Here is a 21,525-nt window from a genome sequence, read left to right as displayed (position 1 = left end):
GCTTTTTTACGTTTGCCCAAAACTCAAAACATCCCCACAAACATCAATCGATCGCTGGGAAGGAAGTCTCAAATTCAGTTTGTTTGGGTGTGCTTTTGGCAGAAATAGCCCCACCGTGGAGCTCTGTGATGCTCTTAGCAATCGCGAGTCCTAATCCGCTTCCACCAGTCTCTCGGGAACGTGATTTATCGACGCGATAAAATCGCTTAAATAAGTGGGGGAGATCCGTGGCAGGGATCGGGTTGCCGTAATTCTTGCATGTAGCAATCACTCTATCGTCTGTTCTATAAACTGTAATATCTAGAATCTTACCTTCTTTACCGTATCTAACCGCATTGGTAAATAGATTCTCATATAATCGAACTAACTCATCCGCATCACCAAGGATAACCAAAGGGCCCTTATCCGTATGAATACGATAGGTCATATCCGCTTGCTCAAGTACGGGAGCGAATTCCTCGACAAGCTGTTCAAGCAGCTTTCCGAGATCAACAGGCTCAATATTAAGGGGGAGCCCGCTGCTGCTAACTCGTGTATATTCGAATAAATCGTCGATTAGCTTTTTAAGAGTCAGAGATTTCTCATAGGCAATATTCACATAATAACGAAGCTCGACCTCGGTCTTATAACGATCCTTTTCTACATACTCCAGAAATCCGAGTACAGAAGTTAGAGGGGTTCGGAGATCATGTGATACACCTGTAATTAGGTCGTTTTTGGCTTTCGCAGCTGCTCGTTCTTCCTCTATAGCAGATTTTAGCTTGCCAGCCATGAGGTTCATATTTTCGGCGAGTTTACCAAGTTCATCCGTACCTGATACCGGTACCTGGAAAGATAAATTGCCGTCTGCAATAGCTTGAACCCCGCTCGTAATGTTTTGAAGATTACTGGTTGTATTTCTGGATAGTTTAAGGATGAAAAAAATAAATAAAGGAATTCCAATAAGAATCACTACAGGAATAGACCCGATGTTATTGATTACCCAGTGGATGAGTCTAACCCCCCAGAAAGAACGAGAAGGGTTTAGCCATAGCAATAGGGATATACCATAATAGCCGACCAATACGATTGCTGCTGTAAGTGCTAGACTCGTTAGGCTGAAGCCAACGATTTTCCAGGATAGGGTATCGAATCGTTTAAAGTTCAACTAGAAGGACCTCCTTTCTCCAATTTGTAGCCAACGCCCCATACCGTCTTCAAATATTGTGGTTTTCTCGGATTAGCTTCAATTTTTTCTCTGATTTTTCGAATGTGAACCATGAGCGTATTATTGCTTTCGAGAAATTGTTCTTTCCATACCTTAGCGTAAATTTGCTCCATGCTTAGTACTTGTCCCCTGTGACGGGCGAGCAGCTCCAGAATTGCAAATTCTCTCGGAGTAAGTTTTACTGGCTGATCATCCACGCTAACTTCATGCGTAACCGAGTTAATAACCAAGCCATCAATGATGATTTCATCCTGTTTGGCACTTAGATCTAACATGTAATTCCGGGTTCTACGCAGCTGAGATTTAATGCGGGCGACAAGCTCCAACGGACTAAAAGGCTTCGTAACAAAATCATCCGCACCTACACTGAGTCCCGTGATTTTGTCTAGTTCCTGACCCTTAGCAGATAACATAATAATTGGAAATTTATGTGTTTCGCGAATTTTAATACAAGCCTCGATACCATCCATGTTGGGCATCATGATATCTAGAACCATTAGGTCTATAGTTTCATTGTTGATAATTTCAAGTGCTTCCAGCCCGTCACGGGCAGTGAATAGACGGTATCCCTCGTTCTCCAGATAGATCTGCATGAGTTTAATAATCTCTGCTTCGTCGTCAACTAAAAGTACTGTTGCGTTGTGCATTACTCAGCGTCCTTTCTTGTAAAGCCTCCTTACTACAAGAAGTATACATTTCCGTAAAACATTCAGGCAAATGGCAGATCACGTGCTGAAAGACTAACAACGATCCAAGAGAAACTTAAAGCTAGAATATAGCCGCCTGCATAACAGAGATGCGGATGCCAAAAAGTACTGATAGCTTGGGAAAGCTGTCGGTACAGCCCCAATTACCCAAATTACTCGAAGCACCATTCTAGGTTGTTATTTCCTTTAGCTTGCTCCCATCGAAGAGCCTCAATCCATGTTTGAATCTGTGCAGAAAGAACGAGCTGGGGCTTGGAATGCTTTTTTTTAAAAGTTGAAAAAGTTCCCATGTTAGGAATCTTCCTTTTTGTAGTTCGTAATCCTTATTTAACATGAGATTTCTTAACAACGGTGGCAGGCAAAAGTAAAGGTAAACTTAATAGTTTCTTAACAAGTCTTAAGATTTGGGAAGCGGCTATGCTATAATAATTTCAAATTCAATAGGTTGGAGGAGAATTGGAAGATGTGGAAAGAGTTTAAAGCTTTTGCCCTGAAAGGAAATGTACTAGATTTAGCCATTGCTGTCGTTATCGGAGCAGCTTTTGGTAAGATTGTGACTTCATTAGTATCTGACATCATTACGCCAATTGTTGGCTTGATAACAGGTGGTATAGATCTGAAGGATCGGGCTCTAAGTGTTATGGTTATGCATAATGAACTGATTATTCCTTATGGGCAATTTTTGCAGGCGGTCGTTGATTTCTTTATTATTTCTTTCTCAATCTTTATGGTGATTAAACTGGCTAATAAATTCCAGCGCAAAGAAGCCGTTAAAGTTGAAGTGGTGGAGACGCCAGCACCCGCAGAAGATATCGTGTTGCTAACGGAAATTCGTGATCTATTGAAACAACAAGAACGTGGTTTGTAATTGAAAAGGAAAAGAAGCGCCTGGAGATAAAGTCCTGGCGCTTCTTTGTTTTCTTCTTTTTATGAAATTATGGAATGGATTATAACTGTACCTCCGTTGGCTTTCTATAGCCCAATAAAAGGGATGGATGTGTAAGAGAGAGACGAATTCTTATAAAAGTTTGTTAATATAAAACCATATCGTTTCTTCTTGTAATCACCATACCTCTCAGAATCAAGTTACAAATTTTAAGTAAATATATAAAACGCACTTGCATTTCGAAGGTGTAAGTGATAATTTTGTTAGTAAGGAAAACTTGAACCTCAATTAAATAAAGGATCAATCCTTCAGGGCAGGGTGTAATTCCCTACCGGCGGTGATGTTGTTGTAGAGTGCTTATTTCTTAAGTTTATCTACCACACTTAGTCCGCTACCCGGCTCGCGTTGTTGACGCGAACGGTGGACCCGGTGAAATTCCGGGACCGACAGTATAGTCTGGATGGAAGAAGGAGAGGTTAACCGCTTGTCTGTTTTAGACAGGTGGACTGCAGTGTTTTCATTTATTATGTGCGATATTTCACAATTACCGTCGTTTGACGGTTATTTACGCACACTTTTATTTGGACTGCCGCTAAACTCTCGCATAACCCATCTTTACTCCTCCTGGAGAATGAGATGGGTTTTTCTGTTTTTATGCATCAGATAGACAGTAAGTGGATAGGAGGAACGAGATGGACAACATGAATGACGAGTTTTATATGTCGCTAGCGCTGGATATGGCAGAACGGGCCCAAGGACAGACCGGAATTAACCCAGTTGTTGGCTGCGTGGTTGTAAAAAATGGAGCGATGATTGGGCTTGGAACTCATTTGCAGCGCGGAACGGGTCATGCTGAGGTGCATGCCTTGAACATGGCGGCTGGTCAAGCTCAAGGCAGCACTGCCTATGTAACACTCGAACCGTGTAGCCACTATGGTAAGACCCCGCCCTGCAGCCAAAGGCTGATCGACGAGGGAGTAGCCAGAGTGGTAGTCGCTTGTGAAGACCCTAACCCTCAGGTGGCGGGTCGTGGGGTTCAAATGCTGCGTGAAGCTGGTATTGAAGTAGAGGTAGGGTTGCTGCGTGATCGTGCGTTGCGGCTGAATGAGCGGTTTATCAAATATATTTTGACAAAACAGCCGTTTGTTACACTCAAGAGTGCCAGTACGCTGGATGGTAACCTAGCTACCAAATCTGGTGACAGTAAATGGATTTCGAATGGAGAAGCGCGGGAGATCGTACATACACTGCGGCATCGGCATCAGGGAATTATGGTCGGTGTGAACACAGTCATTGCAGATAATCCTTCACTGACCACAAGAACGGAAGTGCCGGGCATTAGTCCGATACGGATTGTAATTGATTCTGGACTACGTATTCCATTGGATTCAGCAGTTGTAAGTGACGGTCTAGCGCCTACTATCATCGTGACAACTGAAGCTGCAGATGCTGAAAAGAAAGCAGCGCTTCTTCAAGCAGGTGTGCAAATCATTGTTAGCGGAGCAGGACCACGCGTGGATTTGAAGGCTGCTATGGTAACGCTTGGTGAAATGGAAATCGGATCGATTTTACTTGAAGGCGGAGGTACGTTAAATGGAGCGATGCTGGAGAGTGGGCTAGTTGATCGAGTGATTCTCTTTTTCGCTCCAAAGATTGTTGGCGGTGGTGCTGAAGCGAAAGGGACGTTTGTATTTCCAGGTGGAGAGTTAATGAAGGATGCGATTTCTCTGGAGGGATTGGAAGTAAAAGTGCTCGGAGATAATGTATGTATCAGCGGTACTCCGGTACGCTAAAGTGAATGGTTACAAAACTTAATCGTGTGCTTCCAGAGCAATTTTTGTTCGGAGAGATAGCGGAGAAGTGTTACTCACATAAAACTCCTAGGAGGGAAAGCATGTTCACTGGATTAGTCGAAGAAGTTGGCACTCTGAGAAGTGTCTCCGCCGGTGGAGAAATGATGGTGCTGAACATTGCCGCTTCCGTCATCATGGATGATTTGAAGATTGGTGATAGCGTATCGGTTAATGGCGTCTGTCTTACAGCGACAATTTTAGGCGAGAACTATTTTACTGTGGATGTCATGCCTCAGACCTATCGAAACAGTAATCTGAAGGAGCTACGTCCTGGCAGTAGGATGAATCTGGAGCGAGCAATGGCTGCCGGTGGTCGGTTTGGAGGTCATATTGTTCAGGGACATGTAGATGGCACTGCTGTCATCAAAAGCGTAAAGCGTGATCAGAATGCAGTAGTCTATGAGATTGCGCCGGATCGCAAATCGCTGTTTAAATATATCATCCCTAAAGGGTCGATCACGATTGATGGCATTAGCTTAACAGTAGTAAAGACGACGGCTTCATCGTTTACTGTATCCATTATTCCGCATACGCTAGGGGAAACTGTGCTAACTTATAAGCGGGCAGGGGATAGTGTAAATATTGAGTGTGATGTCCTGGGCAAATATGTAGATCATCTTCTGCATTATGGCTCTGCTGCACAGGATGAAGAAAATGATAGCAGCTCCGGGATTAGTCGTGATTTCTTGGCGGCAAACGGATTTGTATAAATAATGAGTAAGCTTACGAAGATGGAAATAACCCTTCGTAAAGCTATTAGGAGGATAGGATCATGAGCGAACAATCGAAGAAGGATAGTGTCTTGGATCCGATTGAAGAAGCGATATATGATTTAATGCGCGGCAAAGTCATCATCGTCGTGGATGATGAAGATCGTGAGAATGAAGGGGATTTTATAGCTCTTGCTGAACGGGCGACACCAGAAGTCATCAATTTTATGATCACTGAGGGACGTGGTTTGGTCTGTATGCCAATTACCGCTGAACGTGCGGAAGAGCTTGAACTACAGGCTATGGTCAGTCACAATACAGATAATCACGGCACAGCCTTTACTGTATCCGTTGACCATATAGATACAACTACTGGTATATCAGCGGGGGAAAGATCCTTGACTGTAAAGGCCATGATTGACCCTAAAGCGAAGCCGTCTGATTTCCGTAGACCTGGCCATATGTTCCCGCTGATTGCGAAAAAAGGCGGCGTACTGCGCCGTTCCGGACATACAGAGGCTGCTGTTGATTTAGCCCGTATGTGTGGTGCATATCCGGCCAGTGTGATTTGTGAAATCATCAAGGAAGATGGCACGATGGCCCGGTTGCCTGATCTGGTTGAAATTGCGAAGAAGCATGATTTGAAGTTGATCAGTATCAAGGATCTCATTCACTATCGTAATGAAAAGGAACAGCTCGTGAATCGTGAGGTATCCGTGCGTCTGCCTACCGATTTCGGTGAGTTTCAGACCATTGCGTATACGAATGAAGTGGATGATAAAGAACATGTAGCTTTGGTGAAGGGCGATATTTCTGGTGATGAGCCCGTATTAGTACGAGTACATTCCGAATGCTTGACGGGTGACGTATTCCACTCCCATCGCTGCGATTGTGGTCCCCAGTTTGAAGCAGCGCTTCGACAGATCGAAGCTGCTGGTAGAGGCGTATTGCTCTATATGCGCCAAGAAGGCAGAGGTATCGGTCTTATTAATAAGCTTAAAGCTTATAAGCTTCAAGAAGAAGGACTCGATACTGTAGATGCCAATCTAAAGCTTGGTTTTCCAGCAGATTTACGTGATTACGGGATCGGTGCACAGATTCTGAAGGATTTAGGGATAAGCCAAATTCGTCTCTTAACCAACAACCCGCGTAAGATCAAAGGGCTGGAGGGCTATGGACTGGAAGTTGTTGAACGGGTGCCAATACAAATGCCGGAAAATAAAGATAACACCAATTATCTCCATACAAAGCAGGCGAAGCTTGGACATTTGCTGTCTTTTGACGACATTGAACAAAATGAGGATTCCAAAGTATAATCACACACAATAAAAAACGAAGGGTAGATGAATGATATGCCGAAATATTTAGAAGGACATTTAGTTTCCGAAGGCTTAAAATACGGAGTTGTAGTAGGACGTTTTAATGAATTTATTACCAGTAAGCTATTATCCGGTGCACTAGATGCCTTTAAGCGCCATGGTGTTGGTGATGATGAGGTGGATGTAGCTTGGGTTCCAGGTGTGTTTGAAATTCCGTTGATCGCTCAAAAAATGGCGGAAAGCGGTAAATACGACGCTGTAATCACTTTAGGAACCGTTATTCGTGGGTCTACAACGCATTATGATTATGTATGTAATGAAGTCGCTAAAGGGGTAGCTGCTATTAATCTTAAAACCGGCGTACCGACAATTTTTGGCGTAGTTACTACTGAAAATATTGAACAGGCCATTGAGCGTTCAGGAACCAAAGCAGGAAATAAAGGCTGGGATGCTGCGACTGCTGCGATTGAAATGGCGAATCTTAACAAACTGTTTAAGTAAGACAGCTATTGACGAATCAGTCGAATTCGTGCTTATTTATAGTATAAGAAGAAAGCATGGATTATAGAGCCCTTTCTACTTGTGTAGCGTCCATTTGGGCGCTGCACTTTACTTTTTTTGGCGGGAGGATGCTTCGTGACTGTATTGTACAAGCTGGAAACGTTTGAAGGTCCGCTGGATCTGCTATTGCATTTAATTGATAAGGCGGAAATCGACATCCAGGACATTCCGGTCGCCGAGATCACCGAACAGTATATGGAGTACCTGCGAAGTATGCAGGAGCTTGAACTGGATATTACGAGTGAATTTCTCGTGATGGCCGCAACCCTATTATCTATAAAGAGCAAGCTATTGCTGCCCAAACCACCGGTCATTGAGATCGATGATTTTGAATATTACGAAGAAGATGAATTTGATCCACGAACTGAACTCGTTCAGCGACTGATTGAGTATCGTAAATTCAAGAGTATTGCTGTTCATTTAATGGATATGGAGAGCGAGCGGAGCTTGATTTTTACGAAGGAGCCGGAGGATCTGGGGCCATTCGTGCCAGAAGAGATTGACCATACGCTAAAAGGATTACATACTTCCGACCTTATAGCTGCTTTCCGTAAAGCACTAAGTAAGGCGGCAAGAAGGTCATCTTACCAGCGGATCACCCGGGACGAAATATCGGTAAAAGATCGTATACGTGATGTATCGGATGCGCTGCAGCGCAGAGGAAAGGGCGGAAGGCTCCACTTCTCAGCACTGCTGCACGATGAAATGGCGCGACACGAGATCGTAGTTACTTTTCTTGCGATTCTGGAACTGATGAAAATGAAGGCGATATTGTGCTACCAAGAGAAATTGTTTGATGACATCGTAATGGAGTGGAGAGGAGGAGAACACTTCAATGGATTACAAAACGCTGAAATCGATTATTGAGGGCCTGTTGTTTCTATCAGGTGATGAAGGGATCTCTGTGCGGCAAGTTGCCGAAATTACGGAGCAGCGTCCAGAGCTAGCGGCTGGAGCATTAGAAGAACTCAAAGAGGATTATGTAACACAGGAACGGGGGCTGCAGGTAGTCCAAATTGCTGGGAATTATCGGCTGGCAACCTTGCCTGAGCACGCCCATTATTTTGAGCGTTTGGCTTATTCCCCTTCCAGATCAACGCTGTCTCAGGCTGCATTAGAGACATTGGCGATCGTGGCCTATCGTCAGCCGATTACACGGGTAGAGATCGAAGAGATTCGAGGCGTGAAATCGGAACGTGCCATTCATACGCTGAATAATAAGGATTTGATTCATGAGGTAGGTCGTGCGGAAGCCATAGGGCGCCCAATCTTGTATGGGACGACGAAATCATTCTTGGAGAGCTTTGGTCTCGCAAGTCTGAATGAGCTGCCTGAACCATCAAACTTCGAATCCACTGATAATTTGGAAGAGGAGACACAGCTATTGTTCAATAAGCTGGATACCCAAATGTCGTTTGAGGATATTGAGCAATCATAGCTTTTTTTGTTATTCCGCAATGATTTGTATTGCTGGGACAGCCCATAAACCATTGATATGGTTTATGGGCTGTCCCTATTTTTATGAATGGCCACATTTTTTAATCAAACCCCGAATTTTTTCCAGCATAAATTGCCATACTAAACCAAAGGTTCCCATAATTAAGGTTTCTTGGAGGTAAATACGTGACATTATGGCTTGGAATTCCCCTCGGATTGCTGGTAGTGGCAATGATTCTGCTTTTGTCTTCATCTATTGATTTCCGCATCCGGTGCTATAAACATGACAAAAATGATCTGCTCGAGTTAGATGTTAAAACTCTTTTTGGTCTGATCAAACTCCACTATGAGCTGCCCCGATTGGTCTTTAAGGGATTGGAGCAAGGCGTGATTGGGAAGTTTAAGGAAACGGGTACGGCAACAACAGGTGTCGATACTGTAAAGGAAGAGCATTTCGATAAAGAGAGAGTAGAACACTGGCGGGAAAATATACAGCTAGCAGTGAGATCTACACGTGGATTGAAGAAGTGGTTTAAGGAAACCGTATCTCATGTCAAAATATCAAAGCTTGACTGGTCCACGGACTTCTCACTAGGTGATGCAGCAGACACAGCCATAGCATCAGGAGTCGCCTGGGGATTGAAATGGAGCATCGTAGGGTTTATTTCGCAGAGGGTTAAATTGAAACATAATCCACGAGTGTTTGTGAAGCCTGTTTTTCAGGATGAGCCAAGTTTTTCAATGGAGTTGGTATGTGAGGGGAAAATGTCCGTTTCCTATACCTTATACGCATTATTGCGGCTGCTTCTACGTGTCTTGCGAGTGTCGGGGGGAATCGGTAAGTGGAGAAAGTTACTAAAACGGATGCGAAGGGAACCTCACGGGCAAAGTTTAGAATGAAAGTTACATACAAATGTGTGGAAGTGGGGATGATAAGCGCTGTAGAAGCAAGAGTAATCGTACTCAATCAAAGGAGGAAACAATATGAGCGACCATCCTATTCAGGGCCTAATGCAAACAGCGATGGAAAATATTAAGGGTATGGTAGATGTTAATACGATTGTTGGAGATCCAGTACAAACACCTGATGGTAGTATTATTCTGCCGATCAGTAAGGTGGCTTTTGGGTTTGCTGCAGGGGGTAGTGATTATCGAGTGGAGGATTCTATAAGTGGATCCAGCTCCCAAGGCGGCGTCAAAATGCTTCCTTTTGGTGGCGGTAGCGGGGGTGGTGTTTCCATCAGACCGATCGCTTTTCTAGTGGTTGGTAAGGATGGGGTGAACATTGTGCCACTCGACAATCAAACACATTTGTTCGAGAAAATCATCGATGCTACACCAGGGCTCATCGACAAAATCCAGACGATGTTCCAAAGCAGCAGTTCCTCAAGCCAAGCTGGGACACCCGCTGCTCAAGCTTCACAACCACCAGCTCAAGCCTCACAAGCACCTGCTAAACCCGATCCAAGTACATCTCAATCTTCAACACATTAGATACACATAATTGTTCAAATAGCCTCGGGGATATCGCCATACATCAGGCGGTGTCCCTTTTTGTGTGGAGAGGACATACCCTAAGGCTGGTCCGCATACACTTGTACAACATAGGCATGAAATGAATCACTCTACTTAAGAACCGATAAGAATCCGGAGGATAAATATGAAGACAATAACCCGTAAATTTCCAATCGCCTTATTACTGAGCATTTTGCTGCTGTTTCTGACACCGCTAACGTTGATTCATGCGGAGAACAGCTCCATATCTACGCATGCAAGGGCAGCGGCGCTGATTGATGTGGAATCCGGGCGTATTTTGTATAGCAGTCGAGGAGATGAGCCTATGCTTATTGCCAGCCTGACTAAAATAATGACCGCCCTCGTTGCTATTGAGAATGGTGATTTAGCCTCAAAAGTCAAAGTTGGTAAAAATGCTTTCGCCAAAGAAGGCTCCTCTATTTATTTACAGCAAGGTGAAGAGATGACGCTGGAAAATATGCTGTATGGTTTAATGCTGCGCTCAGGGAATGATGCGGCAACAGCGATCGCTGAACATATCGGCGGTTCTGAAGAAGGGTTTGTATACCTGATGAACAATAAAGCTGAAGAGCTCGGATTAAAAAATACTCATTTTGCTAATCCGCATGGTCTAGATGCTGAAGGCCATTATTCGAGTGCTAATGACTTAGCTGTACTGACGGCGTATGCTCTTCACAATCCTGTATTTAAGCAAATCGTGAAGACGCAGGAGAAAACTGCTGACAATCCAAATGAGAAATGGGATTACAAGTGGAGAAACAAGAATAAAATGCTGTACTTATATGAGGGTGCTGACGGTGTGAAGACAGGGTATACCAAAAAAGCGCTACGATGCCTTGTCAGCTCTGCGACCAGAAACGGACAGCAGCTTGTCGCAGTCACCATAAATGATGGAGATGACTGGAATGATCATGCCTCACTGCTGAACTTTGGGTTTAATCACTACCCACTAAAAACAATGATCGAACGCGGGGACCCCGTGAGCGGTTATAACTTCGTGACAGCTAAAAAATTTGCCTATCCGCTCGGACCAGGCGAGCAGGATAGAGTGACCACCAAACTTGTCTTAAATCAAAAGATTACCGAACCCGCTCAAGCAGCAAGATCGAACTTTGGATTGCAAGGGGTTCTGGTTCTAGATCTCGGTGGCAAGGAGATAGGCCGGGTTCCAGTGTATACACGAGAGTCCTTACCTCCTGAGGAATCTGCTTATACTAAAAAATATAGTACAACGCAAGCGCTAACTTATCCTGCCGATAATTGGTTTCAGGCTATAGGGAGTGCACTGAAGGCGTTATTTAAATTGGGCGAAAGTTCCAAGTAAGCAGATAGCTGATTAATGAAGAGGGAGGCGTATCCATGATTAACGGGATCTGGCTAGGAATGATCATCATCGGTTTTCTGTTCGCCGCCGTTAACGGCAGAATGGATGAATTTACAGCCGCCGTATTCGACGGAGCCAAGAGTGGGGTTACAGTAAGTTTCGGCTTAATAAGTGTACTTGTATTCTGGCTAGGAATCATGCGGATCGCAGAGGATGCTGGTTTGCTTAAAAAAATAGCCAAGATTCTTGGGCCAATCGTAGCCTTCCTCTTTCCAGATGTGCCAAAGGGTCATCCTGCAATCGGATATATTCTCTCCAACATGAGCGCTAATTTGCTTGGACTTGGCAATGCGGCTACACCTATGGGGATCAAGGCGATGCAGGAGCTGCAGAAGCTCAATCCGGATAAAGAAACGGCCACACCAGCCATGTGTACCTTGCTAGCGCTTAACACAGCAAGTATTACGCTGATTCCCGCGACCCTAATTGCGATCCGATTGAATTATAATTCGACAGATCCTGCGGGGATAGTCGGCACAACCCTTGCTGCAACAGCAGTGGCGACTCTTGCAGCGATTGCGGCGGACCGTTTTTTCCGAAGGTTGACATTGTTGCGCAAACCTCCAAAGCCGCCGTCAGCCAAGTCTGGTTCTGTTCCAATGGCGAAGACTTCGCTGCCTAATTCTTCATTGAAAGGGTGAACATGACTTGTACCAGTTAATCAGTCTCATATCGGCATGGGCGATTCCGGTCATGATTACGTTCATCCCGCTCTATGCTTTTACGCGTAAAGTCCCAGTGTATGAGTCATTTGTTGAAGGGGCAAAAGATGGATTTGGTACGGCAATCGCGATTATTCCTCATCTTGTAGGTATGCTTGTAGCGATCAGCGTCTTTCGCGCATCGGGCGCACTCGACTTCCTAATGGGATTCATATCTCCTGCGCTAAGGGGGCTTGGTGTACCTCCAGAAGTGCTGCCACTAGGCCTTCTGCGGCCTCTCACAGGGACAGGCTCTCTTGCTTATACCACGGATCTGATTCGCGTTCATGGACCAGACTCTCTAATCGGCATGATTGCCTCTACCATACAGGGCAGCACGGACACAACACTTTATGTATTAACAGTTTATTTTGGAGCTGTAGGTGTGCGTAACGGCCGTTATGCGCTTAAGGTAGGTCTCTTCTCCGATGTCGTTGGCTTCGTCGCCGCGATCGCGGTCTGCCTCCTGCTTTTTGGGTAGTCGGCGTCACCCTCAAACCTCCCTCGACATATGCTATTGCAGCAATGTGGAGGGAGGCAATCCGCTATGAACTATAAAGGTTTTATCCTGCATCAGTCTCGCTGTACTTCCATAAATGGCAAAGGTTTTGATTTTTGGGTTGGTGTTGAAGGAGCCATTTATGCAGCACCGCTGCTGACCGATCCGGAGTATATTCACATTTGCTTGGAAGGTGATTTCAGCCGGGAAGACGGCACCCCTCCATTATCTGGAAGGAAAGAGCAGCTATTTGCCACAGATAAACTCATTTTAGAACTGGTAGAGCGCTACCAAATCTCCCCTTTAATCATCGAACCCCACAATAATTACTGCCCAGGAGCATTTTTTCCATGGAATGAACTTGTGATTTATCCCTCTGATGGTTATCATTAATCTGAGGTGACTAGTCGAAAATGGAAAGATTACAGAAAATTTTGGCGCAGGCCGGTGTGGCGTCCAGACGTAAGTGTGAAGAAATGATTTTGGCCGGTAAAGTGGAAGTCAACGGGGAACTCGTAACTACGCTTGGCACGAAGGTGGACCCCGCAACAGATATTATTAAAGTCTCCGGTAGACTGATCCGGGGCGAGAACAAAATCTATATTATGTTCAACAAACCTAAAGGCGTTATTACAAGTGCTTCCGATCCAAAGGGTCGCAAGGTTGTAACAGACTACCTTAAAGGAATTACAGAACGGGTTTACCCTGTAGGCCGTCTGGATTACGATACGGAAGGACTGCTGCTGTTAACGAATGATGGAGATTTCGCTAACTTGCTTACCCATCCTAAGCATCATGTACCTAAGACGTATCATGCAACGGTCAAGGGTATTCCGCATGGCACCGCATTGGACAAGCTAAAAGCCGGCATCAAGCTGGAGGATGGCATGACAGCGCCTGCTGAGGTGGAGTACAAGGATATTGACGAAGCGAATAAAGAAGCAGTAATCAGCATAACGATTCACGAGGGACGTAACCGTCAGGTACGACGCATGTTTGATGCGATTTCACACCCCGTTATCCGTCTGAAGCGGATTTCTTTCGGGGATATTATGCTGCAAAATCTTAAACGTGGCTCCTATCGTCATTTGACCAAAGATGAAATTAACCATCTGCAGCAAATTGCCAAAGCAGGATTACTCAAAGAAAGAACTCCACGTAAAGAGTCATAAAGACACACAATATTCACAATTAAACCCCCTAATGCTGTGACGAAATTCGCTATAATGTTCATAGGATGTTCACACCTTACAACATAAGTATGAGTTGCGTCACAGAAGGGGGCTTTACATGTGGGTAAAGCGAGAAAACCAATTCAAATCGTAATTCTGTTTCTAATCGTTCTAGTGGGTGGTTATGCAATTGGTTCCTCTGTATTTGGTGGAAGCGGAAAACCAGAGGAAGGTAGTAAAGCGCCTGCCATTGATTTGCTGGGTCTTGATGGACTGGGGCATACATTAGACGAGTATAAGGGTAAGACTATTGTGCTGAATTTCTGGGGCTCATGGTGCACGCCTTGTGTAAAAGAAATGCCGGCTCTCCAAGCACAATGGGAAAAATGGAAGGACAAAGATGTAGTCGTTATTGGAATCAACGTAGGTGAAGATCAGATGACTGTTGAAAATTTTGTGAAGCAAGTCGATATTGATTTTCCGATTTTGATGGACACGGGACGAGACGCTGTACGAAGTTATGGTATTTCTCCACTCCCCACTACTTTTTTCATTAATGCAAAGGGTAAAATTGACAGCATTCATATTGGCCAGCTTGATTTAGATTCACTAGATGATCAAATTGGGAAGCTGGTGGATTGATGAGTGAACGCGAGGCTTTTATAACCAATACCAAATGTGAATGTGGCCACCAGAACCCTGTAGGCACTGTTCTATGTGAAGCATGTGGAAAGCCGCTTGGCAAAGAATCGGACTGGGGCGAGAATCTGGAAATGCGTTATGATGGTGTAGCCCGTCGTTCGCAGCGTGTTAATCCAAGCATTATTGATCGAGTTTGGAACTTTTTTTCATCTGTAAAAATAGCCATTTATCTTATCGTTTTGACACTGTTAGGCTCTATGCTGGGAACCGTTTTCCCACAGGAGAGTACTTTTCTTAATATTGATGCATCGACTTATTATAAGCAGGAGTACGGAACAGCTGGGGACATCTACTATAAACTTGGACTTTCACATACATACGAATCCTGGTGGTTTGTGACTCTACTCGTAATGATTGGCGCTTCATTAGTCATTTGTAGTTTGGACAGAGTACTTCCGCTGTATAAGGCATTAACTAGGCAGAAGATTCGGAAACATCGTCAGTTCTTAATCCGGCAAAAGGCTGTGCTAGTTACTGAATTGCATGAAGAACCAGAAGCTTGGGTTGCTCGGGTGGTTCAGCCTATGCGTAAAAAGGGCTACCGAGTCAAGACGGATGGAGGAGCGCTGCTGGCAGAGAAACACCGCTTCAGCCGCTGGGGACCTTACGTAATACATATTGGTTTGATTATTTTTTTACTTGCTGTACTGGCAAGAGGATTGCCGGGTCTCAACATGGATCAGCATCTTGCTTTCCCGCAAGGGGAGATTACACAGATTCCGGATACCACCTACTATTTAAAAAACGAGAAATTCACCGTAGAGTTCTACACAGATGAAGAGATGCCTGAGGAGTTTCGGGGCAAAAAAATCCTTCCAAAATTATTCCAAACTAAAGCAGTGCTATATAAATGTACCGCGGATTGCGCAGATCCTACTAAGGAACCGCAGCTTACCGAGGTGACAACACATGATATCCAAGTAAACTCACCTTTGGATTATAAAGGATTGAAAGCGTATCAGTTTGATTATGATCTAACACCTGTACTGCGTTCTGTACAGCCAGTGCTTAAGAACTCCACCACTGGGGAGTCGTACGGTAAATTTAAACTGGATATGAAGAATCCGCAGCGTACAATTACAGCGGGACCCTATACGATGACTTTAAAAGAAAAGTATATGGATTTTGGACTCAATGAGGATGGTCAGCCGATATCTAAGTCGCCTTATCCGAATGCACCAGCATTCTTATTCTTGATTCAAGGACCGGATTTGCCAGCAGAAGGGCAGCAGTACTTCTATTTTCCTAAGCAGGTGGATAAGTCTCAGTTTCAGCAGGTGGCTATTAACGATAAGCTTGGTGGCAACAATAGATTTCTTGAGCTTGAAGTGGACAACATGAGCGATGTTGATTTTTCGGAATCGACTACATACTTGAATATACGTATTGATCGTGCAATGCCTTTTGTATGGTTAGGTGCAGCAATCGTGATGCTGGGTTTAGTCCTTGGATTCTACTGGCAGCATAGACGCATCTGGCTTACCGTTGTAAACGGAGAGCTAATACTCGGAGGACATACGAACAAAAATTGGTTCGGTTTCCGTCGTGAGATCGTTTCTATTTTAGAAAAAGTAGATATGGTAGTCGATGAAAAATCAATAGATAATGGAGGAGGCCTAACATGAGCTTGCTCGATATCAGCAGCGCTGTCTTTATTGCCGCATTCTTATTATACAGCGGGTCGTTTATGTTATTCACTATCGCTATCATGGGTCGCAAGTGGTCGGGCCGCAAGCCAGAGGAACATACTGCTCGATGGGGTAAAATAGCTTTTATTGTTTCTTCTATAGGTCTTATCTTTCATCTTATTTATTTCTTTACACGTTGGTTTGGTGCAGGACATATTCCAGTCAGCAATATGTATGAGTTCATGACTTTCTTATCCATGATGGTTATGGTAGCCTTTACAGTGATATACGCGATCTATCGCAAAGTTATTCTCGGTCTGTTTGCAGTTCCAATTAGCATTATTGTGATGGCGTACGCAGCTGTATTTCCACAGGAGGTTCAGCCGTTAATTCCATCCCTGCAATCGAACTATCTCAAGATCCACGTAACACTGGCAGCACTGGGTGAATCCTTTTTCGCGGTAGGATTTGCGGCAGGGCTGATGTATCTGCTGCGGACTGTTAATTTTGCAAGTAAAGAGAAGGCGGATCGTAAGCAACAGAGACTGATTGAATTTACTCTCTTTTCAATCATTGTTATAATTGGGTTTCTGGGTTCAGTTTTTGCTTTCCGCGGAGCAGGTTACGAGACTGTTTTTGTCCGTCACAACGTTACGATTGACAGCGCAGGGCAGGAAAATAGTACAATAGAGAAAGTGAGTTATCGAATGCCGCCGATTGTGGCTCCTCACAATAGCGAAATTGAAAGCTTCCAGTCGTTTCTTGGCATGAAAGAACCTCTCTTTGAAGCTCCTTCATGGATGAATGGTGTGAATGCTGGCCGGAAGTTTAATACTGTAATCTGGTCGATTCTTTCCGGATTACTCCTTTACGGAATTCTTCGCTTGATCGTACGCAAGCCGCTAGGCGCAGCGATTCACCCGGTTATGGAGGGGATTGATGAAGGCGATCTAGATGAGATAACGTATAGGGCGATAGCCATTGGCTTTCCTATTTTTACATTAGGCGCTTTGATTTTTGCAATGATATGGGCGCAAATAGCCTGGGGAAGATTCTGGGGATGGGACCCCAAAGAGGTCTGGGCACTCGTTACTTGGCTCTTCTATAGTGCTTATCTTCATTTACGATTGGCTCGTGGATGGCAAGGGCGAAAATCTGCCTGGCTTGCCGTTCTAGGTTTTTTGGTCGTAATGTTTACCTTAGTTGGCGTTAATCTAGTCATCGCCGGACTTCATTCTTATGCGGGGACGGACTGAGCATAGTTTACCTGCTAACACAGCACAATGGATTTAAGGTTACGTTCTACTGTATTTGATGAAGGGGTTGTTGTGAAATGGCAGATCATTTAAACAGAATTCTGGTAGTGGATGATGAGGAACGCATTCGCCGCCTGCTAAAGATGTATCTTGAAAAAGAAGGTTATGAAATCGACGAAGCTGAAGATGGCGAAATTGCTCTTCGTAAAGCAACAGCAAATGACTACGGTCTAATTTTGCTGGATGTTATGCTGCCTGGCATTGATGGAATGGAAGTGCTGACCCGACTCAGAGGGGTCAAGTCGACACCTGTCTTAATGCTTACAGCTAAAGGTGAAGAGATTAATCGTGTACAGGGCTTTGAAATGGGCGCGGATGATTATGTCGTGAAGCCATTTAGCCCTCGCGAAGTGATTTATCGCGTGAAGGCTATTATGCGCCGTTCTTCGGCAACAGCATTTTTGTCCAAAGAGAGCAACTCCAGTAATAACATTGTATTCACTCATCTTATTATTGAGCATGACGCACACCGGGTTACTGCTGGTGGTGAAGAAGTGAGTCTGACACCGAAAGAATACGAACTGCTGCATTATTTGGCGATTTCACCGGATAAAGTGTTCTCTCGTGAAGAACTGCTTAAAGATGTTTGGAATTATGAGTTTTTCGGAGATTTGCGTACAGTCGATACCCATGTTAAGCGTCTTCGTGAAAAACTGAATAAGGTTTCACCGGAATCCGCGGCGATGATTACAACTGTATGGGGTGTAGGTTATAAACTTGAGGTACCTAAATAAGTGAACTTCTGGAGAAGTCTTGTCGGCAAGCTGTGGGTCACGATCATCTGCCTGGTCGCTGTCGTGCTGATTACACTCGGGTTGTTTCTACTTCCCTATATCGACAGCAACTTTGCTAATTCCGGCGATATCAAACGTTTATTTATGTATACGTGCATGATCGGATTTTCCTTGACGACATTCTTCGCATTGTTCTTGTTCACCAAGATCACTCAACCGATGCAACGTGTCATCGAGGCTGCAAACAACATTCGACGTGGTGAATACGGAACAAGGCTGACGCTTGTCACAAGCGATGAAATTGGCCAATTGGCAACTTCCTTTAACCATATGGCTGAGGAGTTGGAAGAGAATATTCGCAGTCTGCACCATGAAAAGGGTCATCTATCCAGTGTATTGCGTAGCATGAGTGATGCTGTAATCACCTTTGATACCCTAGGCCAGATTATTCTGACCAATCCGCATGGTCAATCGCTACTTGAGAGCTGGAGCGATTTAGAGTGGGAACAAGAGAGCGACATTGAACCTCATACGGAAACGGCTGAGAGTAATGTTCCACCTCCCCTGCGTCCTTTATTTTTGAGCACGTTGAAGCAAGGCGGCGATGAGCGCTCGAATGTACATGTCCGGCAGGGCGTGTGGTCAGTGCATATGGCACCTTTATACTCTGAAGGAAGCATTCGTGGGGTGGTTGCTGTTCTGCGTGATGTGACTGAAGAGGTACGGCTCGAGAAAATGCGCCGTGACTTCGTGGCAAATGTTTCTCATGAGATTCGGACTCCGTTATCGATGATGCAAGGTTATAGTGAGGCTTTACTTGACGGTATGGCTTCTTCACCAGAGGAAAGCAGTGAACTGATTCAGGTCATTCATGATGAATCACTCCGTATGGGACGTCTTGTAAAGGATCTGCTCGACCTTGCGCGAATGGAAGCTGGACATACGGATATGTTGAAGGCAGAAGTAGATGTGAACGAACTGCTGGAACGAGTGTATCGCAAATTTTCCGTACGTGCGAAAGAGCGTGATATTCATCTGCAGCTAAATAAAGACAGCGATGTTCTTGTTCTTAAAGCGGCGGATGAAGATAAGCTTGAGCAGGTCTTAACCAATTTGCTCGATAATGCTTTTCGTCATACGCAGGGTGGCAAGAAGATCACAGTTCATACAGGAACTTGTGTCTTAGAAGGGCGTCGCTATTTTGAAATTAAAATTCAGGATGAAGGCGTCGGCATTCCGCAGGAAGATCTGCCGTATATATTTGATCGTTTCTACAAAGCCGATAAGGCACGTGTACGGGGAGAATCAGGTGGAACGGGACTTGGGCTTGCGATTGTTAAAAATATTGTTGAGTCGCATCACGGAACCATTTCAGCTTCCAGTAAGTTGGGCGAAAGTACAACCTTTACCCTAAGACTTCCTGTCGAAAAACAGTAATTCCAAACACAATGTGTGATAGCGCCTCTGACAGCAGAGGTGCTTTTTGTTGAAACAAACACATTAATCTTGTTCATCGTGGAACATATCTCATTGTTTATGCTTGGGAGGCCAGCAAATGATTTTATCTTTAGACCAAGGGACTACTAGTTCACGAGCCATAGTGTTCGATAAGGACGCTAGAATCGTCTCACAAGGGCAATACGAGGTTAAACAATCTTTCCCACACCCTGGCTGGGTGGAACATGACCCAGAGCAAATTTGGGCGTCACAGCTTGCAGCTGCAAGAGATGCGATTACTCGGGGCGGGATAACACCTCAGGAAATATCTTCTATTGGAATTACAAATCAGAGGGAAACGGCCCTAATCTGGGATAGAGCAACGGGTAAGCCGATTTATCCTGCGATTGTGTGGCAGGACAGACGTACTGCAGAGCTGTGTGAAGAGATCAAGAATAAGGGATTAGAGGGACTCATTGCTAGCAAGACTGGACTCGTTGTGGATGCTTATTTTTCTGCAACTAAATTCTCCTGGATTCTTGATCATGTGGACGGCGCACGAGAGCGGGGGAATAATGGCGAGCTACTAGCTGGGACCGTAGACAGCTGGCTAATCTGGAAGCTTACTGGTGGAGCTGTACATGCTACTGATGTAACTAATGCTTCGCGTACAATGCTATATAATCTACATAAGCGCTGCTGGGACGAAGAGCTGATGGAAGAGCTTGGTGTACCCCGCTCCATCCTGCCGGAAGTGAGAATGTCCGGTAGTGAATTTGGAGCAGCAGATGCGCAGTGGTTCGGGGCAGAAATACCTATTCACTCTGTATTGGGAGATCAGCAGGCTGCTTTGTTTGGACATACTTGTCTTGAACCCGGAAGTGCCAAAAACACATATGGAACTGGATGCTTTATTCTAATGAATACAGGTACAGAAGCTGTAGTCTCCAGTCATGGATTGTTGACCACTGTAGCTTGGGGAATGGGGGATGAACTCTACTATGCACTCGAGGGCAGTGTGTTTGTAGCCGGAGCGGCTGTACAATGGCTTCAGGAGGGGCTAGGCCTCATAGCGGAGCCAGCAGGCTCAGAAGACAAAGCGCGGGAAGTGGAGGACAGCGAAGGGGTTGTGGTCGTTCCTGCTTTTACTGGACTAGGTGCACCTTATTGGGATATGTACGCACGTGGAGCAGTCTTCGGTCTGACAAGAGGGACGACCTCGGCACATTTGGTACGAGCAACGTTAGAGTCGCTAGCATTTCAGTCTAGAGATGTAATTGGGGCGATGGAAAAAGACGCAGGCATGCCATTGACCGGACTTCGTGTAGATGGGGGAGCTGTTCGTAATGATTTGCTGATGCAGTTCCAGTCTGATATCCTCGGGAGTGAAGTGACTCGAACTACATATGCGGAGACGACTGCGCTGGGGGCAGCACTTCTGGCTGGATTAACCTCAGGAGTCTGGACAAGAGAACAACTAGAAAGCTTTAACAAAGCTGAGAGGGTTTTTTCACCTGAAATGGGTATAGATGAGCGTGAACGACGTTACAACGCCTGGAAAGACGCTGTAGCGCGTACCATGGGTTGGGAAAAACATGAAAGATATCAGTAATCAGGGAGATGCATATGTCCATGGTTAACGGAACAGAATCTGAGCTACCGAGTGGACTTTCAAAGCCTGCACTTCGGGCACTCCATGGGATGGGACCAAAAGGGCTTGATGAAATAAGGTGTGC

At 45.0% G+C, this 21,525-nt stretch carries 22 protein-coding genes and 1 riboswitch; of the genes, 20 read left to right on the top strand and 2 right to left on the bottom strand.

The window, feature by feature from the left end:
- Window positions 1–43: 43 nt before the first annotated feature.
- Both MHB64_RS21595 and MHB64_RS21590 read right to left on the bottom strand, forming a co-directional pair.
- The gene (locus MHB64_RS21595) at window positions 44–1,147 is read right to left on the bottom strand and encodes a sensor histidine kinase (RefSeq protein ID WP_341135343.1); all 1,104 of its coding nucleotides are present in this window, start codon (window positions 1,145–1,147) and stop codon (window positions 44–46) included.
- The gene (locus tag MHB64_RS21590; RefSeq protein ID WP_094876362.1) at window positions 1,144–1,854 is read right to left on the bottom strand and encodes a response regulator transcription factor; all 711 of its coding nucleotides are present in this window, start codon (window positions 1,852–1,854) and stop codon (window positions 1,144–1,146) included. Before MHB64_RS21590 ends, MHB64_RS21595 begins: the two co-directional genes overlap by 4 nt.
- A gap of 523 nt (window positions 1,855–2,377) precedes the next feature.
- Here MHB64_RS21590 and mscL point away from each other — a divergent pair.
- From mscL to glpK, 20 genes are all read left to right on the top strand, one after another.
- On the top strand, window positions 2,378–2,782 hold the full coding sequence (gene mscL / locus MHB64_RS21585) for a large-conductance mechanosensitive channel protein MscL (protein ID WP_076284542.1): 405 nt from the start codon (window positions 2,378–2,380) through the stop codon (window positions 2,780–2,782).
- Window positions 2,783–3,100: 318 nt separating this feature from the next.
- Window positions 3,101–3,276, top strand: a riboswitch (FMN riboswitch).
- Between the two features lie 216 nt (window positions 3,277–3,492).
- Window positions 3,493–4,593, top strand: a complete 1,101-nt coding sequence (gene ribD / locus MHB64_RS21580) for a bifunctional diaminohydroxyphosphoribosylaminopyrimidine deaminase/5-amino-6-(5-phosphoribosylamino)uracil reductase RibD (protein ID WP_341135342.1) — start codon at window positions 3,493–3,495, stop codon at window positions 4,591–4,593.
- 101 nt (window positions 4,594–4,694) lie between these two features.
- Window positions 4,695–5,363, top strand: coding sequence for a riboflavin synthase (ribE, locus tag MHB64_RS21575; RefSeq protein WP_094870101.1), 669 nt, complete (start codon window positions 4,695–4,697; stop codon window positions 5,361–5,363).
- A gap of 62 nt (window positions 5,364–5,425) precedes the next feature.
- A complete protein-coding gene (locus MHB64_RS21570; RefSeq protein WP_094870100.1) occupies window positions 5,426–6,679 on the top strand; it encodes a bifunctional 3,4-dihydroxy-2-butanone-4-phosphate synthase/GTP cyclohydrolase II in 1,254 nt (417 codons plus the stop codon).
- 36 nt (window positions 6,680–6,715) lie between these two features.
- The gene (ribH, locus tag MHB64_RS21565) at window positions 6,716–7,183 is read left to right on the top strand and encodes a 6,7-dimethyl-8-ribityllumazine synthase (RefSeq protein WP_036676377.1); all 468 of its coding nucleotides are present in this window, start codon (window positions 6,716–6,718) and stop codon (window positions 7,181–7,183) included.
- A gap of 135 nt (window positions 7,184–7,318) precedes the next feature.
- The gene (locus tag MHB64_RS21560) at window positions 7,319–8,110 is read left to right on the top strand and encodes a segregation and condensation protein A (RefSeq protein WP_094876365.1); all 792 of its coding nucleotides are present in this window, start codon (window positions 7,319–7,321) and stop codon (window positions 8,108–8,110) included.
- Window positions 8,079–8,681, top strand: coding sequence for an SMC-Scp complex subunit ScpB (gene scpB / locus MHB64_RS21555; RefSeq protein WP_094870098.1), 603 nt, complete (start codon window positions 8,079–8,081; stop codon window positions 8,679–8,681). The genes MHB64_RS21560 and scpB overlap by 32 nt, the downstream gene beginning before the upstream one ends.
- A gap of 185 nt (window positions 8,682–8,866) precedes the next feature.
- Window positions 8,867–9,580, top strand: coding sequence for a DUF2953 domain-containing protein (locus MHB64_RS21550; protein WP_341135341.1), 714 nt, complete (start codon window positions 8,867–8,869; stop codon window positions 9,578–9,580).
- An 84-nt stretch (window positions 9,581–9,664) separates the two neighbouring features.
- Entirely contained in the window at window positions 9,665–10,174 is a 510-nt protein-coding gene (gene ytfJ, locus MHB64_RS21545; RefSeq protein WP_094876366.1) for a GerW family sporulation protein, read from the top strand.
- Window positions 10,175–10,340: 166 nt separating this feature from the next.
- On the top strand, window positions 10,341–11,540 hold the full coding sequence (locus MHB64_RS21540; protein ID WP_094876367.1) for a D-alanyl-D-alanine carboxypeptidase family protein: 1,200 nt from the start codon (window positions 10,341–10,343) through the stop codon (window positions 11,538–11,540).
- A gap of 35 nt (window positions 11,541–11,575) precedes the next feature.
- Window positions 11,576–12,241, top strand: coding sequence for a nucleoside recognition domain-containing protein (locus tag MHB64_RS21535; RefSeq protein ID WP_341135340.1), 666 nt, complete (start codon window positions 11,576–11,578; stop codon window positions 12,239–12,241).
- Window positions 12,242–12,293: 52 nt separating this feature from the next.
- Window positions 12,294–12,782: a spore maturation protein gene (locus MHB64_RS21530; RefSeq protein ID WP_042190265.1), complete on the top strand. Its 489-nt coding sequence runs from the start codon at window positions 12,294–12,296 to the stop codon at window positions 12,780–12,782.
- Between the two features lie 66 nt (window positions 12,783–12,848).
- A complete protein-coding gene (locus MHB64_RS21525) occupies window positions 12,849–13,193 on the top strand; it encodes a peptidoglycan recognition protein family protein (RefSeq protein ID WP_094870092.1) in 345 nt (114 codons plus the stop codon).
- A 20-nt stretch (window positions 13,194–13,213) separates the two neighbouring features.
- Window positions 13,214–13,972, top strand: a complete 759-nt coding sequence (locus tag MHB64_RS21520) for a pseudouridine synthase (RefSeq protein ID WP_094870091.1) — start codon at window positions 13,214–13,216, stop codon at window positions 13,970–13,972.
- A 120-nt stretch (window positions 13,973–14,092) separates the two neighbouring features.
- A complete protein-coding gene (locus MHB64_RS21515) occupies window positions 14,093–14,614 on the top strand; it encodes a redoxin domain-containing protein (RefSeq protein WP_094870090.1) in 522 nt (173 codons plus the stop codon).
- Window positions 14,614–16,299, top strand: a complete 1,686-nt coding sequence (gene resB, locus MHB64_RS21510; RefSeq protein WP_341135339.1) for a cytochrome c biogenesis protein ResB — start codon at window positions 14,614–14,616, stop codon at window positions 16,297–16,299. The genes MHB64_RS21515 and resB overlap by 1 nt, the downstream gene beginning before the upstream one ends.
- Window positions 16,296–17,558: a cytochrome c biogenesis protein CcsA gene (gene ccsA, locus MHB64_RS21505; protein ID WP_094870088.1), complete on the top strand. Its 1,263-nt coding sequence runs from the start codon at window positions 16,296–16,298 to the stop codon at window positions 17,556–17,558. The genes resB and ccsA overlap by 4 nt, the downstream gene beginning before the upstream one ends.
- A gap of 77 nt (window positions 17,559–17,635) precedes the next feature.
- Window positions 17,636–18,352, top strand: coding sequence for a response regulator transcription factor (locus MHB64_RS21500; protein ID WP_036676174.1), 717 nt, complete (start codon window positions 17,636–17,638; stop codon window positions 18,350–18,352).
- Window positions 18,353–19,789, top strand: a complete 1,437-nt coding sequence (locus MHB64_RS21495) for an ATP-binding protein (RefSeq protein ID WP_094870087.1) — start codon at window positions 18,353–18,355, stop codon at window positions 19,787–19,789. It abuts the gene before it with no gap.
- Window positions 19,790–19,907: 118 nt separating this feature from the next.
- The gene (gene glpK / locus MHB64_RS21490) at window positions 19,908–21,401 is read left to right on the top strand and encodes a glycerol kinase GlpK (protein WP_341135338.1); all 1,494 of its coding nucleotides are present in this window, start codon (window positions 19,908–19,910) and stop codon (window positions 21,399–21,401) included.
- The last annotated feature ends 124 nt before the right edge of the window (window positions 21,402–21,525 follow it).

The sequence above is a fragment of the Paenibacillus sp. FSL K6-2859 genome, from assembly GCF_038008265.1.
In the GTDB taxonomy this organism is placed as follows: Bacteria; Bacillota; Bacilli; order Paenibacillales; family Paenibacillaceae; genus Paenibacillus_AQ; species Paenibacillus_AQ nitricinens.
This window is presented reverse-complemented; position numbering and strand designations above follow the sequence as displayed.

Bases quoted from the DNA above. Each gene is read 5' to 3' on its own strand.
- MHB64_RS21525 (WP_094870092.1), top strand. From the start codon at position 12,849: ATGAACTATAAAGGTTTTATCCTGCATCAGTCTCGCTGTACTTCCATA.
- glpK (WP_341135338.1), top strand. From the start codon at position 19,908: ATGATTTTATCTTTAGACCAAGGGACTACTAGTTCACGAGCCATAGTG.
- ribE (WP_094870101.1), top strand. From the start codon at position 4,695: ATGTTCACTGGATTAGTCGAAGAAGTTGGCACTCTGAGAAGTGTCTCC.
- ytfJ (WP_094876366.1), top strand. From the start codon at position 9,665: ATGAGCGACCATCCTATTCAGGGCCTAATGCAAACAGCGATGGAAAAT.
- MHB64_RS21590 (WP_094876362.1), bottom strand. From the start codon at position 1,854: ATGCACAACGCAACAGTACTTTTAGTTGACGACGAAGCAGAGATTATT.
- ccsA (WP_094870088.1), top strand. From the start codon at position 16,296: ATGAGCTTGCTCGATATCAGCAGCGCTGTCTTTATTGCCGCATTCTTA.
- MHB64_RS21535 (WP_341135340.1), top strand. From the start codon at position 11,576: ATGATTAACGGGATCTGGCTAGGAATGATCATCATCGGTTTTCTGTTC.
- MHB64_RS21540 (WP_094876367.1), top strand. From the start codon at position 10,341: ATGAAGACAATAACCCGTAAATTTCCAATCGCCTTATTACTGAGCATT.
- MHB64_RS21500 (WP_036676174.1), top strand. From the start codon at position 17,636: ATGGCAGATCATTTAAACAGAATTCTGGTAGTGGATGATGAGGAACGC.
- ribD (WP_341135342.1), top strand. From the start codon at position 3,493: ATGGACAACATGAATGACGAGTTTTATATGTCGCTAGCGCTGGATATG.
- resB (WP_341135339.1), top strand. From the start codon at position 14,614: ATGAGTGAACGCGAGGCTTTTATAACCAATACCAAATGTGAATGTGGC.
- MHB64_RS21520 (WP_094870091.1), top strand. From the start codon at position 13,214: ATGGAAAGATTACAGAAAATTTTGGCGCAGGCCGGTGTGGCGTCCAGA.
- MHB64_RS21530 (WP_042190265.1), top strand. From the start codon at position 12,294: ATGATTACGTTCATCCCGCTCTATGCTTTTACGCGTAAAGTCCCAGTG.
- mscL (WP_076284542.1), top strand. From the start codon at position 2,378: ATGTGGAAAGAGTTTAAAGCTTTTGCCCTGAAAGGAAATGTACTAGAT.
- MHB64_RS21570 (WP_094870100.1), top strand. From the start codon at position 5,426: ATGAGCGAACAATCGAAGAAGGATAGTGTCTTGGATCCGATTGAAGAA.
- ribH (WP_036676377.1), top strand. From the start codon at position 6,716: ATGCCGAAATATTTAGAAGGACATTTAGTTTCCGAAGGCTTAAAATAC.
- scpB (WP_094870098.1), top strand. From the start codon at position 8,079: ATGGATTACAAAACGCTGAAATCGATTATTGAGGGCCTGTTGTTTCTA.